This is a genomic window from Melioribacter sulfuriphilus, assembly GCF_051488685.1.
Taxonomy (GTDB): domain Bacteria; phylum Bacteroidota; class Ignavibacteria; order Ignavibacteriales; family Melioribacteraceae; genus Melioribacter.
In genome coordinates, this window is the sequence record NZ_JBPSEH010000001.1 from 672,110 (window position 1) to 689,449 (window position 17,340).

At 37.5% G+C, this 17,340-nt stretch carries 9 protein-coding genes; 3 read left to right on the forward strand and 6 right to left on the reverse strand.

Annotated features, from left to right (window positions below; genetic code table 11):
- Positions 1–9 precede the first annotated feature (9 nt).
- The 5 genes from ACSSV9_RS02870 to ACSSV9_RS02890 form a co-directional block, all read right to left on the reverse strand.
- Positions 10–3,015, reverse strand: a complete 3,006-nt coding sequence (locus ACSSV9_RS02870) for a TonB-dependent receptor (RefSeq protein WP_437345710.1) — start codon at positions 3,013–3,015, stop codon at positions 10–12.
- 155 nt (positions 3,016–3,170) lie between these two features.
- Positions 3,171–6,797 carry a glycoside hydrolase family 2 TIM barrel-domain containing protein gene (locus tag ACSSV9_RS02875; protein WP_437345711.1) on the reverse strand — a complete coding sequence of 1,209 codons (3,627 nt, stop codon included), beginning with the start codon at positions 6,795–6,797 and terminating at the stop codon, positions 3,171–3,173.
- Positions 6,798–6,917: 120 nt separating this feature from the next.
- Positions 6,918–8,042 carry an SIR2 family protein gene (locus ACSSV9_RS02880; protein WP_437345712.1) on the reverse strand — a complete coding sequence of 375 codons (1,125 nt, stop codon included), beginning with the start codon at positions 8,040–8,042 and terminating at the stop codon, positions 6,918–6,920.
- Between the two features lie 18 nt (positions 8,043–8,060).
- Positions 8,061–9,044 carry an aldo/keto reductase gene (locus ACSSV9_RS02885; RefSeq protein WP_437345713.1) on the reverse strand — a complete coding sequence of 328 codons (984 nt, stop codon included), beginning with the start codon at positions 9,042–9,044 and terminating at the stop codon, positions 8,061–8,063.
- 14 nt (positions 9,045–9,058) lie between these two features.
- Positions 9,059–9,802, reverse strand: coding sequence for an SDR family NAD(P)-dependent oxidoreductase (locus ACSSV9_RS02890; protein ID WP_437345714.1), 744 nt, complete (start codon positions 9,800–9,802; stop codon positions 9,059–9,061).
- Positions 9,803–10,459: 657 nt separating this feature from the next.
- On the opposite strand from ACSSV9_RS02890, the gene ACSSV9_RS02895 reads away from it, so the two are divergent.
- The gene (locus ACSSV9_RS02895; RefSeq protein WP_437345715.1) at positions 10,460–11,149 is read left to right on the forward strand and encodes a DUF2461 domain-containing protein; all 690 of its coding nucleotides are present in this window, start codon (positions 10,460–10,462) and stop codon (positions 11,147–11,149) included.
- Between the two features lie 37 nt (positions 11,150–11,186).
- On the opposite strand, the gene clpB is transcribed toward ACSSV9_RS02895, so the two are convergent.
- Positions 11,187–13,805: an ATP-dependent chaperone ClpB gene (gene clpB, locus ACSSV9_RS02900; RefSeq protein WP_437345716.1), complete on the reverse strand. Its 2,619-nt coding sequence runs from the start codon at positions 13,803–13,805 to the stop codon at positions 11,187–11,189.
- 198 nt (positions 13,806–14,003) lie between these two features.
- On the opposite strand from clpB, the gene mnmE reads away from it, so the two are divergent.
- Both mnmE and mnmG read left to right on the forward strand, forming a co-directional pair.
- Positions 14,004–15,371 carry a tRNA uridine-5-carboxymethylaminomethyl(34) synthesis GTPase MnmE gene (gene mnmE / locus ACSSV9_RS02905; protein WP_437345717.1) on the forward strand — a complete coding sequence of 456 codons (1,368 nt, stop codon included), beginning with the start codon at positions 14,004–14,006 and terminating at the stop codon, positions 15,369–15,371.
- A gap of 78 nt (positions 15,372–15,449) precedes the next feature.
- Positions 15,450–17,333 (forward strand): tRNA uridine-5-carboxymethylaminomethyl(34) synthesis enzyme MnmG, encoded by a 1,884-nt coding sequence (gene mnmG / locus ACSSV9_RS02910; RefSeq protein WP_437345718.1) that lies wholly within the window; start codon positions 15,450–15,452, stop codon positions 17,331–17,333.
- The last annotated feature ends 7 nt before the right edge of the window (positions 17,334–17,340 follow it).

Here is a 17,340-nt window from a genome sequence, read left to right on the forward strand (position 1 = left end):
TAAACGATATTACTCTACTTTGATGCGTATACCTAAGTCAGCTACAAGTCCATAATGTGATATTGAATTAGGAAAGCCCGAGCCACGAATCAAATAAACATCTTCTTCGCTATTAAGGTTATATAAATCAAAATAAAGTTCTAAATTGTACCAGGGTAAAATTTGCTTAACCGATAAGTCCCACCTTAAATATTTATCTTTATCTGAACGGAGAGAATTATAGAAGTTAGTACTGTTATAAATTTCTGCTTGATATATCATAGAAAGTAATATCGAAAAACCCTTGTAATCGTAACCTATAGATAAATTTACAATATCATTCGGTTGTTGTATGAGCCTGTCTGTATATGTAGAATCGATGTAAATTGTTGGGAAGGGATAAACGGGAGAATGTTTTGTGACAGTGTAAGGATACTTAGCTTGAGAAAATATATGTGTATAATTTATATTAAACACTAAGCCGTTAAATGGATTTGGTAAATACCAGAGATGTGTTTGCCATTCGGTTTCCAATCCCCAAACATTAACTCTATGAGGATTATTGATAAAAGTAGTAAGAGCAAAAGTTTTGGTATAACTCGGAATCCCGGGGTATTTAGATGGGTCAGTTATATACGTAGATTGACTGAATATCAAATTATCTATTTGTTTCAAGAAAGGATTAATCGTAAATAAACCAATACTATTATTATAAACTGCAATTTGAAAATCGTAATTTTGTGAATAAGCTGGTTTTAACTCGTAATTATTCCACACAACCCAGTGGCCACTATTACTTGACACAGCCATTCGTGGTATAATCTGATTGAAATCTGGATAGGCAAGTGAAGTAGTGTATGCGGCACGAATACTCAGCCACGATAGTGGATTATATTTAATTCTAATATTTGGCAGCCAGTAACCATGATATTGATTTTCAGTCACCATTTTATGAGGTAGGTCGTTCGGATAGGGATTAGGTGCGTCTGCATTGCCCAAAAAGTGAGCAGCAGTATAAGAAGTCTTTAATCCCTGGTAACGTACTCCCGGAATTACAGTTAGATATCGACCAATGTTAAATGTTGCCATTAAATATTCCCCACTTCTGAATTCATTCCCCGAATAATCATTTGTAATACTACTATAAACATCGGGCACAAAACTCGGTACGGCTTGTGGTTGAGTTATAGAGGCTCCTAACGATTTAATCGTATTCATTATATTCGATAATACTTCTTTATTAAGAGCAGAATGAATTTCAAATTCACCTTTAAGAAATTTTCCAAAATTCATGTCTTTATCGTAGAAACCACGTATATTAAAATATCTATTGCCCGTTGGATCTAGATTATAAGGTTCTTCGGTCAACCATGGAAGTGCTTGAACGAGATCATATCTAAATCCCGCAGCAGCGCCAGAATACAAGCTGCCAAAGCCATTATCAAAGTTAGAATACCTAGTTGTATATTCATATTGCCCTCCAAATTTTATAGCTACAGAAATTAATTTGGAGAGAGTAAAAGAAGCTTCTACATCAATTGAAGCACGGACATTATTTTGTTTATTAAAACTATTCCATGCCGAATTTCCTTGCCAGAACATATTATCAAGATTAATTAATTCTTTTGCTCTATTTGCTATCTCTACAGGTGTAAGATTATTTGGTATTTTATTTGTACCTGCAGATAGTTGATCAAACGCCACCCTCCATCCGTCGGGTGTTCTATTATCTGAGTATGCATTGGATAATTTTATATTAGCCTTAAAAGAACCGAATCTTTGTTCATACGTTAAAATATTAGTGACAATATTTTGCTCATTTGTTGAAAATTGAATTCCCATAAGAATATCATTGCCATAATTAGCCAGGTTATAAGTTTCATCGTGTGACCTTGTTGTGGTGGTTCCATGACTAATAAAATTAATTAAGGCAATTTTTCCATCAGGTAACACATAATCCAGCGTCAAAGTACCATCATACCTCTTTTGTTCAGAAGGTGAAAATGTTAGTGTCATACTACCCATTACAACTGAGTCTGGTTTATCTTGTTTATTTGGTTGATAATATGATACACCGAGTTGATTTGATGTAAGATTTTGTTTTTGAGCAATACCTTGAATAAAAACACCCAGGCGATTATTAAAAAATCTTTGTTCAGCACTTCCGACTATTTTGTAGTCATTATAAGAGCTCATCAGATCATTATAAGCGCCCTGTGCGAGGAAAAAAAAGGAGGGTTTGCCAGAGATATTAGCCTTTGCTTCTCTAATACCGAAATTTACGGTACCGCCTAATACAGCTGCATCCATATCGGGAGATACAGTCTTGAATACTTCAATATTTTCCAAAGAATGGGAGGAAATCATACTTAAATCGACAGCACGACTGCCCGCTCCCGCAAGGGTTGGCGTTGCATATGCGCCACTTGCCGTAACTCTCCCGGCATCATTTGAAGGGATTGTAACGCCTTCGATAGTAATACTGTTGTATTGTGGACGAAGTCCGCGAATTACCACCTGGGTTGCTTGACCTCCTGAACGTACTAAAGAGATACCAGGTAATCTACCAATAGATTCAGCTGCATTTGCATCTGGTAGTGCCTGTATTCTTGCTTTTGATACAACATTTGTAATGTTTTCTGAGGATAGTTGTTGGTTAATTGCAGCATTTTGACCGCTTGCTTGAGCTGTTATTACAACTTCCTGTGTTGCCACCGAAACAACGTCCAATTCAAAATTAATTTGAATATGCTGATTTTCTTTAAGTTCTATTTCAGTTTGCTCGGGTTCGTAACCCAAATATGAAACTTTAATAATATGTTTTCCTTCAGGTACGCCTGAAATTATATACCTCCCTTCTGCGTCCGATGCGGCTCCGAGGCTTGTTCCCATTATAATTATATTGGCACCGATTAAAGCTTCGCCAGTAACTGCGTCTGTAACTTTACCTGAAATTCTGCCTGCAGCATAAGAATAATGAAGCTGAGTAGAAAAGAAAGTGAAGAAAAAAATAAAGAGTGAGATTTTTTTTCTCATAGCCTCCTCCCTGTTAATTCAGTAAAATAAATACCCCCAACTCTATATAGCCAATCGTTCCTGCAAACGTTTGCAAATTACCTTATTACTTTATTTTTGTCAAGCATTTTATTTAAACTTCTTGATTTTTTTTACTTTTTCCCGGCTTTTACTACCTATTCAACTTTAATTAATAACCTCCCTCTATAATTTTCCGGATAAACCCTGTATTCAGGCATTACCGGATTGGGAGTATCACCCACAGAAACAGGCTTATAATCGATTCTTATACGATAAGTATCGCCCTTCCTGAGTTGATACAAATATTTAGCTCGATCTAAATTTGTGTACGGCACAGCAGAAATTGCTATCGATTCACTGGAAATTATTTTAACCAAACCATCTTCGGACTTTAATTCGAACCATTTTACATCTGAAAAATTGCCATATTCTTGAGGTTCTAAATACGGCTGGAATATTTCTGAAATTCTTAACTGATGTTCACCTAAACGTTGTCCCGTTTTTCGATCACCATAGTTTTCGTGTGGACCTCTTCCATAAAAAGATAATTGATCAAAAAGATTCGGAATTTCAAACTTGAGTCCAACTGCAGGCAACCAAGAAACGTCGAACCTACCCAAAGGTATAACTTTATGCTCCATCAATAACGTACCATTACCATTAATTTTATATTTGAAATGGTTTTCAACTAAGTCGTAACTATATGAAAATCGGGTGTATGTTACAGCTTCGATTGTTAACTCTGTTTCATCATCACTTGTCTTTATACTAACATTGTCGAGATGATTTGAATATTCATCTAAACCCATTCGATACCAGTCTTCTGCCTCTGCTTTTCCCCAAAACGATTTTTCATTTGAAATCGGTGCCCTCCATATATTAAATCCTAATTGGGACACAACTATTTGCCCCTTATTCTTTATATCAATATTTCCGGTGGCTTTGTCAAAAATAAACTGATTATTGCCCGCAGTTATTACAACTTTTTCTTCTTTATTTTTATAATTGACTTTTTCGACAGAAGACATGTTAAAATATTTTTCGAGCTCACTTTCTTTTTCGTTAAGAATAAATTGCTCAAAAGTAACCTCGAATCCTTTATCGGCATAAAAAGTTTTTTCTTTCATTCGACACGAAATTTCCAGAATGTAGTCAGATTCAGGACTTATTCCCTCCAATGGGATTTCAAATATTTCCTCCTGCTGTGGTGGAACATCCAGTTTAAGATTTCCATTCTTTATTACTCTATTATCCTTGTATAATATCCATTCAGTATCAAATTGATTTAGATTTGTAAAGCCATATTTGTTAACAACACGGAATACTCCTCTTTTTGCATCGATAGCATAAAAGCGAATTGGCGACATACTTTTTTTTGCCTGCCATAATTCGGGCTGAGGTTTTCTATCGGCGGTAATCATTCCGTTTATGCAGAAATGACTTATTCCATACGTAAGATATTCTTTATCCCCGTCGATTATTTCATCGAACTTAAGCCAGAGGAGCTGCTTTCCTTCCGACGAAATTTTTACGTCGTCATAGACATAATTTGAAATCCATCCCAAATGCTGGTCAGTATGCTTAAATGCATCCCTGCCGATATTAACTGGATAGTGGTTATTTCTGATTTCACTCTTATAACTTTTTTCGGCACTCAATTTACCGTCGATGTACAGCTTCATTGATAGTCCATCATAGGATGCTTTTAGGTTATGCCACTTATGATACCAGTCTGCAGGCACTTTTGCCTTCAGCACATTTTTGTAATCATTAATATAAAATGCAATTGTATCGGCACTCAATTGCATTAAGCCATATTGCATTGCCTTGGTAACAAACGGATTTTCGGAATAAAAATGACGCGGCATCAATGTAACATCAATTTGAAGGTCTTTTCCCTTCAAGTCCAGAATCGGATCATTATAAACCTCCACCCAATCGTCGAGACCGCTTAGTTCGAGAGCGCTATCGTTTTGTCCTTTGAGTAATTTTGGCCTTCCCATTATTCCGCACTGGATATTATTACCCGAATAATCTTTTACATATTTAGACTTTACATACAAGCCCTGGTCAACCCAATCCCACACAAATCCACCCTGCAATGCGGGAACCTGATAGATAGTTTCCCAGAACTCATCAAAATTGCCCAAACTATTACCCATAGCGTGAGCATATTCACCCATCACAACCGGCTTGCTGCTTTTTTGCCCTATAATTCGCAAACTGGCGGGAGTAGGATAACGGGGACCGATTATATCCACATAAGGGGCTTCGCCGTCGGGCCAGTTTGATTGGTGCATTAAAAAGCGCGAAGGATCGAATTTTTTTATAAATTCTGCCATTGCATAGTGCGGTTTGTCCAGTCCACATTCATTTCCTGTACTCCAGATAACGACGCTCGGATGATTTTTATCTCGATGAACCATAGCAAGAAATCGGTCCATAAATGCATCGAAATAATCTTCGCGTGATGGGAAGATATTTTCTGTATAATGACATTCGGCATTTACTTCGTCCATTAATAAAATACCATACTCATCACACAGGTCGTACCAATCAGGAGAATTTGGATAATGACTGGTTCGTACGGCGTTGAAGTTAAATTGTTTGAGAAGTTTTATGTCCTCAATCATATTATGACGTGGAATTGCACGTCCTTTGTATGGATCGTGCTCGTGTCTATTGGTACCGCGAAAATAGACTGGCATACCATTCAGCAATGCAATGCCATCTTTAATCTCGAGTTTTCTAAATCCTATTCTTTTACTTGTAATCTCAATCTGATTGCCTTTGACATCCAATAACTCAATAACTAATGTATATAAATAAGGATTTTCATCCGACCATTTGTAAGGATTTTCAACATTCGTTGTAAGATTAATATTTAACTGAGTATCGACGGTATAATTTTCGGACTGATTTTTAAGAATGACTTTCCGGTACCGGTCATAAAGCGAATACCGAATAGAAAAATTATTCTCCATCCCTGTATAGTTTTTGACCAATAAATCGATGTTTAGTACAGCATCTTTATAATCTTTGTCCAAGTCTGTTTTAATAAAGATATCGCGTATGTTTAATTTAGGTTTGGCATAAATAAAGACATCTCTGTAAATGCCAGAAAATCTAAACATATCCTGGTCTTCAAGGTACGACCCGTCGCACCATCTCAATACTTTGACTGCCAATACGTTTTTGCCTTTCGATACTTTATCTGTTATATCAAATTCAGCAGGCGTCATACCGTCCTCATGGTAACCCAGATATTTATCGTTTAGCCAGAAGAAAGCCGCCGATTTAACTCCTTCAAAGCGCAAGTATAATTTTTTGTTATTCAGCCATTCATCTGGTAAATCAAAGCTACGTTTATAAAGACCAGTTGGATTAATACTGTCGGGCACATTAGGTGGATCGTAAGGTTCGAATTCCATTGGTACATTACGATACATTAGATATCCAAAGCCTTCGGTTTGCCAGTTAGATGGGACATTAATATCGTCCCAGTCAGAGCAGTTATAATTTTTTTTATAGAAATCATTCGGAGCAGACTGTGGATTAATGAACCATTTAAATTTCCAGATGCCATTGAGGTTTAAAATTAAATTCGAATTTTCTTTGTAATACTTGAGAGCCGATTCAACATTATTAAAAGGAATAACCAGCGCTGCATGCGGTTCAGTATTTTCGTAGAAGCGGCGAGGATTCTCGATATAATCGTTAATTGAAATTTGAGCTGAAAGAGAAAAGAGAGGAAGTAACAAGAAAAGAAGAATTCTGTTCATATTAATCCTCATTAATTATAATGTAAAAAAACATAAAGGGGTGAACTCATTTATGCAAACGTTTGCAATCTACACTTTTCAGTGTTTTTTGTCAAGTTAAATTTTGCGGTTACTTGTTGGTTATAATTCCAAAAACTTTCCCTCTTCGACCAATTCTTCAAAGGTTAAATTGATAAATCGTACTTTCTCGCCCAAAGACATGTAATTCAACTGCAACGATTCTCTCTTTTTGGGGTTAATTACCACCAATTCCACCCCCGCTTTGATATTCTTTTTTAATAATGCTTTAATATGCAAATCACTTTCAGAAAGCGAATAACCAATAAAAATTATTTTCCGAGCTGCTCTTATTTCCTTAGAGGCCTCAACTAATAATTGCGATATTACCGGATGATGCAGCGACTTTAAATAAGAGGGCGGCATTATTAACGTTTCGAAATCGGTTCCATCTATCGGGCACCGATATTCATATTCAATTTTGTCGGGATGTGTATAACCCAAAAATTTACCCCTGTTCAAATCGATTTTTCGATCCCAGGTTGTCAATAATGTTTGATTACAGCAACTGCAATATTTCCAGTTAAGACTCCCGTGCAATTTTATAACTTTAAATGCTTTTGGCTCTATCGATTCACCCAACAAAAGTGGTTCCCGCGGATTAATCCAGTAATGATACTCCTTTAACTCCGGAATTTTTTCGTAATTCATAAAGTGCATACAATAGTCAAGATAGTAATTCTTATTTAAAAAGGATTCGTTCTTGTCATTCTTTTCAAATGATTGTTCAAGCAGGGTATCGTAATTCAAAGTTATTATAGAAGAATTCGGATAGTTACGGATTATGTTTTTCCAGAAGAGATGATAATAGTGACTCTTTTTATCTGTATTAAGATTAACTATGTAATGAATCAGCTTGATTAGATATTCGCGTATTTCTCTAATTCGTGCGACATTATATTTACTGCTCAAACTTTCATTATGTTGAATAAAATAATCGATAAATCCAAAAACCGCCTCAAGACGCGGATAAAGATTGAGTTCCCTGTCGTACCGAAAATTTTCTTCAATAAATTCAATTACAACTTTTCCGATCGTTGAATTCCGGATCTCTTCAAGCGAGGGATTTAATATTTGAGGCAGCAATTCTTTTTGCAAAGGGACACCGTCGGGATTCGAAGCTCCCGCTCCCAATACAAATACTACATCCCTCTCTGGTGGATACTTAATAAATTTTTCCACTTGCATAGTGGGTTTTCCTTATGGCTACCAGCGATGATGGACATAATTATAAATATACTTTTTATAAATCTCTTTTACTTTCGACATTGTCTCATCTGTAAGGGGCGGAAAGTCTCCTGCTGTAAAATTATCTTCTGCCTGAGTTTCGTTTTTCGCTCCTGGAATTGCACAGCTAACAGCATCGTTCATTAATATCCATCTCAATGCAAATTGAGCCATCGACATTCCTGGTGGACAGATCGATTTTAATTCTTCTACGGCTTTGAGTCCAATTTCGTAATCGATACCCGCAAAAGTTTCACCTCTGTCAAAAGCTTCGCCGTGACGATTAAAAGCTCTGTGGTCATCGGGTTCAAATTTAGAATCGGGCTTCATTTTACCGGTTAAAAGTCCAGAAGCCAGCGGTACTCGAGCCAGAATTCCAACTTTTCTTTTTTTGGCCAGTTCGAAAAAGATCTCTGCAGGTCTTTGTCTGAACATATTATAAATTATTTGAACAGACTGAACGTTCGGATATTCAATTGCTTTGATTGCTTCCTCCACCTTTTCTACACTAACTCCGTAATATTTTATTTTTCCCTCTTTTACCAGTTCGTCCAGTATATCGATGACTTCGGGCATATAATAAACTGGAGTTGGCGGACAGTGAAGTTGTAATAAATCTATCGAATCGGTTTCTAAATTTTTAAGACTTCTTTCTACGAATGAAGTCAAGTTTTTACGGTTGTATCCTTCCGCAGTATGTGGTTCGAGACGCCTGCCTGCTTTGGTTGCAATATAAATTTTGTCTTTATATTCCTTTCTGAGTCTGGCAAGCAATCGTTCGCTACGACCGTCGCCATACACATCGGCTGTGTCGAAAAAATTAACGCCTAATTCGACAGCTTTGTGAAGAGCTTTAATCGAATCGTTATCATCGACTTTGCCCCACGAGCCGCCAATTGCCCAGGCGCCAAAGCTTACTTCAGATACTTTCCATCCAGTGCGTCCGAGTTCTCTGTATTTCATATTTCCCCCATTAATTAACCAAGTTTTATTTTTGTGGCAAGAAATTCATAAATGCTCGACGGCAAAATACCGACAATTTTTGACATTATTACTGTCGGCATAGGAAATTGAATTATTCTCTTTTCTTTTTCAATACCTTTAAGAATTATTTCCGCAGCTTTTTCGGGTGTCATAAGAAATGGCATTTTAAATCCATTTTTGTCGGTCATTGGAGTTTTCACAAAGCCGGGTTTAATAGTAATTACTTTTATGCCGTATGGTTTCAGTTCGACTCTCAAGCCTTCCAGCATAATAGTGGCTGCGGCTTTGCTGGCACAATAGAATCCACTACCAGAATAACCACGGTTATCCGCAAGACTCGACACCCCAGCAATTACTCCTTCTCTCCTCTTCAAAAAATGGGGCAATAGTTTTTCAATCCAATAGATCATACCGAGCAGATTAACCGAAAAAGTTTCTTCAGCATATTTGGAATTATAATTTTCGACATCCATTCTGTGTCCAACGCCGGAATTCAAAACAGCCACATCAATCCTACCAAATTTTTCAAGAGCAACTTTATAAGCTTCGTCCACCTCTTCTTTCCTAGTGACATCACATTTTAACTTGATGATTCTTATTCCACTCAAATTGATACGTTCGATATTTCGGGAGCAGAGAACGAGATTACACTTTTCAAATGACAGTTTTGTAGCAAGAGCCTCGCCGATTCCGCTCGAAGCTCCTGTAATAAGAATTGTTTTATTTTCGAATGTCATACAATTTTTTAACGAAAGATAAGAATTTGACAGGATATTATTCGGCAAAAAACTACCAATCCTTCAAAATTCACATTAGTTGCAGAGCTTAATCTACAACCACTTATCTATCAAATAACTTTCGAATTTCTTTAAATAAAAACGATTAGTCCAACTGAACAGAATTTTGAAATTAAATAGATTAAGAGCTAATACATATACTACGAGATATATTAAAACCAAGCAATATCAAATCTGTACTATCGCAATCGGGTAAACGATCAGAATTACCTTCCTTTAATTGGCTCATCAATTTTTTTCTTATTATAAAATTAAACTGATTACCGTAGTCGACGACTAACCTGTTAAAGATCATTCTGTCAGTCAAATTTCAAAATGATCTGAGAATACAATTTTACGACTAGATTTAAATTATGTGTAATATCGTAAGAACTGCGTGTTATAGTTCTGTAATCCATCCATTTGCTTTTAGTATCGATATAACCATAAGAAATAAAACTTCATTGGTCATTAATAAAATTCCAGTGTAAAAATTATGTTTATTTTCATTAAATAAACTGAATAATTATTTGTAAATTGTTTTACCGAATGAATGAAAAATGGGATTGATTCACTATTCATTCTTAGAAGGACAGAAAAGAAGGCGGAGCATTAGATATGACAGATATTAACTACATGAGTAAATTTCCGACGGCGCCACTCGCATTTCTGAAAAAACTAAAAAAGAACAACAATCGTAACTGGTTCGAAGAACATCGACGAGAGTACGAAGAAGATTTTCTTAAACCCGCTCAGGCTTTTGTTGAAATTATGTCGATGCATTTAATAGAAATCAAGCCGTCATTCCAGGCAGTCCCCAAAATCGACAAATCGATTTTCAGAATTCACAGAGACGTCCGTTTTAGTAAAGATAAAAAACCGTATAAAACCAATCTCGGTATTTTATTCTGGGAAGGTAAAGGAAAAAAAATAGAATCGAGCGGGCTCTACTTTCACGTCGATCCGGAATCCTTTTTCATAGCCGTAGGAATCTACGAATTCACGAAAGAGCAACTGAAAAGATACAGAGATGTAGTTGCAGTTGAAACCAATGCAAGGCAATTGAACAAAATTTTGAGTAGCATCAAAAAGAAAGGATATACTATCGGCGGCAAAAGTTATAAGCAGGTTCCAAGAGGATACGATAAGAATTATAAATTTTCCGAATTATTGCTTTACGGAAGTATTTATGCTTTTTACGAGGAGGACGTAAATTTCCTCGATGGAAAAGATCCTGTTAAGTTAAGTATAAATACATTAATCGATTTGTTGCCGCTTCATAACTGGCTGATTGAAAATATATGTTAAAAAAAAAGACGGACATTTTTTGTCCGTCTTTTTTAGTTTACTTCTTCGAAAAACTTAAGTGACCTCTCTCGTCATATCTTACAATTATTGTATCACCGTTTTCATAGTTATTCATCAACAATTCGCTTGCAAGTGGATTTACCAGATATTTTTGAATAGTCCGTTTTAATGGGCGAGCGCCGTATGTAACATCGTATCCATGGTTGACTAAAAATTCTTTTGCTTCTTCTTCTACTTCCAGCATCAATCCTTTTTCTGACAATAGCTTTCCAACTCGTTGCAATTGAATATCGACAATTTGATTGATTTCGCTTTTCAGCAAAGGTTTGAAAAGAACAACTTCGTCAATACGATTCAGGAACTCAGGACGTATTGCTCTGCGTAATAATTCAGTTAACGAAACTCGTAAATCGCCCATTATATTTTCGAAATTATCTTCGTTAATTTCACTCAGCTTTTCTTGAATCAGATGCGAGCCGAGATTCGAGGTCATTATAATGATTGTATTTTTGAAATCAACTGTTCTGCCTTTATTGTCGGTCAAACGACCATCGTCCAGAACTTGCAACAATACGTTGAACACATCCGAATGAGCTTTTTCAATTTCGTCGAGCAATACAACTGAATATGGTCTTCTTCTGACGGCTTCCGTTAACTGACCACCTTCTTCGTAACCCACATATCCTGGAGGAGCTCCAATTAGTCTGGAGACAGAATGCTTTTCCATATATTCGCTCATGTCGATACGTATCATAGCATGTTCGTCGTTAAAAAGGAATTCAGCAAGAGCACGTGCAAGTTCGGTCTTACCTACACCCGTTGTACCGATAAAGATAAATGAACCAATCGGTCGATTTGGGTCTTGTAATCCCGCTCTTGACCTTCTAATAGCATTTGCCACAGCGGCAACTGCATCATCTTGACCGACGACACGTTTGTGGAGTTCTTCTTCGAGTCGCAATAATTTAGAACGTTCGCTTTCGAGCATTCGGCTAACTGGAATGCCTGTCCATTTAGCTACGATTTCAGCTACGTCCTCGGCATCTACTTCTTCTTTTAACATTTTCGTGTCAGATTGAATCTTGGTAAGTTCTTCAGTTTCTTTTTTAAGTTTTCTTTCGAGTTCATTAATAACGCCGTATCTGATTTCTGCAACTTTACCGAGGTCGCCTTCTCGTTCGTATCTTTCGGCATCAGCTTTTGCCTTTTCGATTTCGCTTTTCATAGTACGAATTTTCTGAATCTTTTCCTTCTCAAGCATCCAGTGGCTTTTTAGTCTATCGCGTTCTTCAGTCAATTCATTTAATTCTTTTTGAAGCTCTTCCAGGCGAGAAGCTGATTCGGGGTCTTTTTCGCGTTTTAAGGCTTCGCGTTCAATTTCAAGCTGTTTAATTTTTCTTTCGAGTGCATCCAACTCTTCGGGCATCGAGTCAATTTCGATGCGGAGTTTCGATGCGGCTTCATCGATAAGATCAATTGCTTTGTCGGGTAAAAAACGGTCTGTGATATATCTGTTTGACAATTGAACGGCTGCAACTATTGCACCGTCTGTAATTCTAACGCCATGGTGCACTTCATATCGTTCTTTCAATCCTCTCAAAATTGAGATAGCATCTTCTTCATTAGGTTCAGAGACATAGACGGGCTGGAAACGTCTTTCGAGTGCTGCATCTTTTTCGATATACTTTCTGTACTCGTCGAGAGTGGTGGCACCAATCGCATGAAGTTCACCGCGTGCAAGCGCTGGTTTCAAGATATTCGCAGCATCCATTGCGCCTTCGGTTCTACCGGCTCCAACAAGCTGATGAATCTCGTCGATAAAAAGAATAATTTCGCCGTTTGAATTCTGAACCTCTTTAACGACTGCTTTGAGGCGTTCCTCAAACTGACCTCTGTATTGAGCACCCGCAACTAGTGCACCCATATCGAGAGCCACAATTCTTTTGGAACGAAGGGTTTCCGGTACGTCGCCCGATACAATTCGATGAGCAATTCCTTCGGCAATGGCAGTTTTACCCACACCGGGTTCTCCAATTAAAACTGGATTGTTTTTAGTCCTGCGCGAAAGTACCTGGAGTACACGACGAATTTCTTCGTCCCTTCCAATTACGGGGTCGAGTTTATTTGTACGCGCTAATTCATTTAAATCACGTCCATACTTCTTCAGCGCTTGATATGTATCTTCCGGATTTTGAGATGTAACTCTCTGATTGCCGCGTATTTCTTTTAAAGCGGCAAGAATAACATTTTTATTTACACCGTTACTGTTGAGTAATTTTCCTACGGCACCTTTGTCTTCACTAAGTGCAATTAAAATGTGTTCGTTGGATACATATTCGTCTTTCAATCTATTAGCTTCTTCGACTGCCTGGTCAAATACTCTTGCAGTATTCATCGACAGCTGTTGATTACCGAGCCCAGCTCCCGTCACCTTTGGTAACCTTTCGAGCAATTCAGCAGTCTTTATTTTTAGCTTGTCGATACTGCCCCCCACTTTTTGAATTATTGACGAGGCAACACCAGAACCGTCCTGTAATATTGCGGCAAGTATATGTTCAGGTTCTACTATCTGATTATTATAGTTTTGCGCTATTTCAAGAGAGTTCTGTATCGTCTCCTGCGCCTTGATTGTAAATTTGTTAAAATTATATGCCATTTTTACTACCTTATTTTTTTTGCCCTTATAAAAATCATTTAAATAAAAGTTTCAAAATAAATAATTATATTATCAATTATTATTATAATAATTAATAATATTTATTTTTTTATCGATATTTCATTCCAGTACTAATAAAATTGACTATCGAATGTGAGATAATTATCATAATTTTGCAATATTTATTTTTATTAAAATATGACACATACAATATCAACAAATGAAGATACAATTACAGCGATAGCAACTCCACCTGGTATAGGAGCCATAGCTGTAATTAGAGTAAGTGGACCGGATACATTTTCTAAGGTCGATTTGATATTCAGAGGTAGAAAAAAAATTTCCGAGTGCAACACGCATACAATTCATTATGGCAGCATAGTCGATTCAAACGGCGAAGTAATCGATGATGTTCTCGTATCTGTATTCAGAGCACCGAATTCATACACTGGCGAAGATTCTGTTGAGATTAGTATCCACGGTAGTCAACTAATCGCCGAAAAGATAATTAGTTTGCTTGTTGAACACGGAATAAGAATTGCAGAACCAGGAGAATTTACCAAGCGTGCTTTTTTAAATGGTAGAATCGACTTAGCTCAGGCAGAAGCCGTTGCCGATGTAATTAATTCCCGTTCAGAGGCCTCGCTCAGAGGTGCACGTAACCAGCTCGACGGCTTACTCTCCAGAAAAATTGATACTCTAAGAGAAAAGCTAATCAACACTTCATCCCTCATCGAACTCGAACTCGATTTTGCCGAAGAGGATATCGAATTGCTGCCGGTTAATAAAATCATCAAGAACATCGAAGAAATTGAAAATGAAATCGATGAACTTCTCAAGTCGTTCCGATTCGGAAAAGTAATTCGAGATGGAATTAACGTTGCGCTTGTAGGTAAACCGAATGTCGGCAAGTCTTCGCTCCTGAATTATCTATTGAAAGAAGCGCGTGCAATTGTAAGCGAAATTCCAGGTACTACACGCGACATTATTAAAGAAGAAGTTACAATTGAAGGGATTCTTTTCAAATTGTATGATACGGCAGGAATCCGTTTTACAGATGATATAATTGAAAAAGAAGGTGTCGAAAGAAGCCGTAAAGCTGTAGTTGACGCCGATGTAGTTCTTTTTCTCAACGATTCAACGCATGGTTTCGACATCGACATTTATAGTGAATTGATCAAACTTCAACGGGAAGAGAGAATATTAAAAGTGGCAAACAAAATTGACTTAAAACCAGTAGTTGAGAACATTTTTGACGTTGGAATTTCTGCAAAAACAGGCGAAGGGATAGAAGCTCTTTTCAAGAAATTGAAGGACAAGGCACTTGGAAGTGGAACTTATACAGAGAAATCTGCCGTTGTAACAAATTTGCGTCACTACAATGCACTGAAAAAAGCCAAAGAGCATCTAATAGCTGCAAAGAATTCGATTAATGAAGGATTAAGCGGCGAGTTTTTGGCAGTCGACTTGAGAAATGCCGAGAATTCGCTCGGCGAAATCATTGGCAAAGTAACAACGGATGACATACTCAACAATATATTTGCAAAATTTTGTATCGGAAAGTGAGGTTTCACGTGAAACCGAAGTTTGAGAAAAGGTAATTTTCAAGTTCGCTGTTTCACGTGAAACGGAAAGGAAAGAAGTATGAAAAGTTACGATTTAATTGTTGTAGGCGGCGGACATGCAGGGATAGAAGGAGCTGTTGCCGCCGCGAAAATGGGCTGCTCTGTGGCTGTAATTACGATGGACAAAAACGCATTTGGCCGAATGTCCTGCAATCCTGCCATCGGTGGTAGCGCAAAAGGACATCTTGTACACGAGATCGACGCACTCGGTGGAGTTATGGGAATAATTGCCGATCGCACTGGAATTCAGTTCAGAACATTGAATAAATCGAAAGGTCCAGCTGTATGGGCAGGTCGAAGTCAGAATGATCGCTCGCTCTATACAGCAGAGGCATCACGTCTGGTTCAGTCAACTCAAAATATCGAAATTATTGAAGATTCCGTCGTTGAAGCTTTTGAAGAAAATAGAAAAATTAAAGGAGTAAAAACTGCCAGAGGCATTGAATATGGATGTAAAGCCCTGATCGTTTGTTCTGGTACGTTTTTGAATGGATTGATGTATACTGGATTGGAATCATTTAAAGGTGGACGATATGGCGAGCCGCCGGCAGTAGGCTTGACCGAATCACTTACTAAAATGGGTTTCGAAGCAGGACGCCTAAAAACTGGCACTCCCCCCCGCCTTAAAAAGGATTCAATTAATTGGAAAATACTGGAGGAACAACCTGGCGACAATCCACCTCAACCTTTTTCGTTAAGAACTCCACTGGATGAATTTCCTTACCAGCCTCAACTCAGTTGTTATATAACCTATACTGATACAGAAGTTCATAAAATTTTGGAAAAGGGTTTTGAACGTTCCCCCCTTTTCACTGGAATAATTAAAGGAAAAGGTCCAAGGTATTGCCCTTCAATCGAGGATAAAATTTATCGTTTTTCTGATAAAGAACGACATCAACTTTTCCTCGAGCCGGAAGGTCTCGATTCTGATCTTATTTATATTAACGGTTTCTCGACTTCATTGCCAGAAGAAATTCAACTCGAAGCCCTACGTAAAATTAAAGGGCTGGAAGAAGTTGAAATGGTGCGACCTGGATACGCAGTCGAATACGATTTCTTTCCTCCCTATCAGGTTGATTTAACTCTCGAAACTAAATTGATAGAAGGACTCTACTTTGCCGGACAAATTAATGGCACGTCCGGTTACGAAGAGGCGGCTGCTCAGGGTTTAATTGCCGGAATCAATGCCGCATTAAAAATTCAAGGTAGACCCGAATTCGTCCTAAAACGAAGCGAAGCTTATATCGGTGTATTGATTGATGACCTCGTGGATAAATCGACCGACGAGCCCTACCGAATGTTCACTTCAAGAGCTGAACATCGACTTATTCTCCGTCAGGATAATGCAGATAGGAGGCTGTTGAAATACGGATATCAATTCGGTCTAATACCTGAAGATTTATATAAGGATTTACAGGAGCGGGAAATATTAATTACAAAAGCTAAAGATTTCCTTTCGAACACAAAAATTCATCCCGACGAAATCAATCACTTACTCGAAAACACTGGTTCTTCTCCACTGAACAATTCCGAACAAATTGCCAAAGTTTTGAAACGACCGGAAGTTAAATTAGAAGATTTGTTGAAGCAGCTATTATCCAATCATAGTGAAAACAAGTTGGTCAAAGATCTACTAAACGACGTCAAAGCACTTCTTCAGGTAGAAATCGAAATTAAATATGAAGGATATATTCAACGCCAATTCGAATTAATCGAAAAGATGGAGAAAATGGAAGACCTGCTAATACCTTCTAATTTTAATTATAATAATTTGAAAGCAATATCTGCCGAAGGTCGTGAAAAGTTGAACAGAGTGCGTCCCCGTTCGATTGGTCAGGCGTCTCGAATTTCGGGTGTTTCCCCTTCGGATATTTCCGTTTTATTAGTATATTTGAAAGGCTAAATTTTGA

Bases quoted from the DNA above. Each gene is read 5' to 3' on its own strand.
- ACSSV9_RS02870 (WP_437345710.1), bottom strand. From the start codon at position 3,015: ATGAGAAAAAAAATCTCACTCTTTATTTTTTTCTTCACTTTCTTTTCT.
- ACSSV9_RS02875 (WP_437345711.1), bottom strand. From the start codon at position 6,797: ATGAACAGAATTCTTCTTTTCTTGTTACTTCCTCTCTTTTCTCTTTCA.
- ACSSV9_RS02880 (WP_437345712.1), bottom strand. From the start codon at position 8,042: ATGCAAGTGGAAAAATTTATTAAGTATCCACCAGAGAGGGATGTAGTA.
- ACSSV9_RS02885 (WP_437345713.1), bottom strand. From the start codon at position 9,044: ATGAAATACAGAGAACTCGGACGCACTGGATGGAAAGTATCTGAAGTA.
- ACSSV9_RS02890 (WP_437345714.1), bottom strand. From the start codon at position 9,802: ATGACATTCGAAAATAAAACAATTCTTATTACAGGAGCTTCGAGCGGA.
- ACSSV9_RS02895 (WP_437345715.1), top strand. From the start codon at position 10,460: ATGACAGATATTAACTACATGAGTAAATTTCCGACGGCGCCACTCGCA.
- clpB (WP_437345716.1), bottom strand. From the start codon at position 13,805: ATGGCATATAATTTTAACAAATTTACAATCAAGGCGCAGGAGACGATA.
- mnmE (WP_437345717.1), top strand. From the start codon at position 14,004: ATGACACATACAATATCAACAAATGAAGATACAATTACAGCGATAGCA.
- mnmG (WP_437345718.1), top strand. From the start codon at position 15,450: ATGAAAAGTTACGATTTAATTGTTGTAGGCGGCGGACATGCAGGGATA.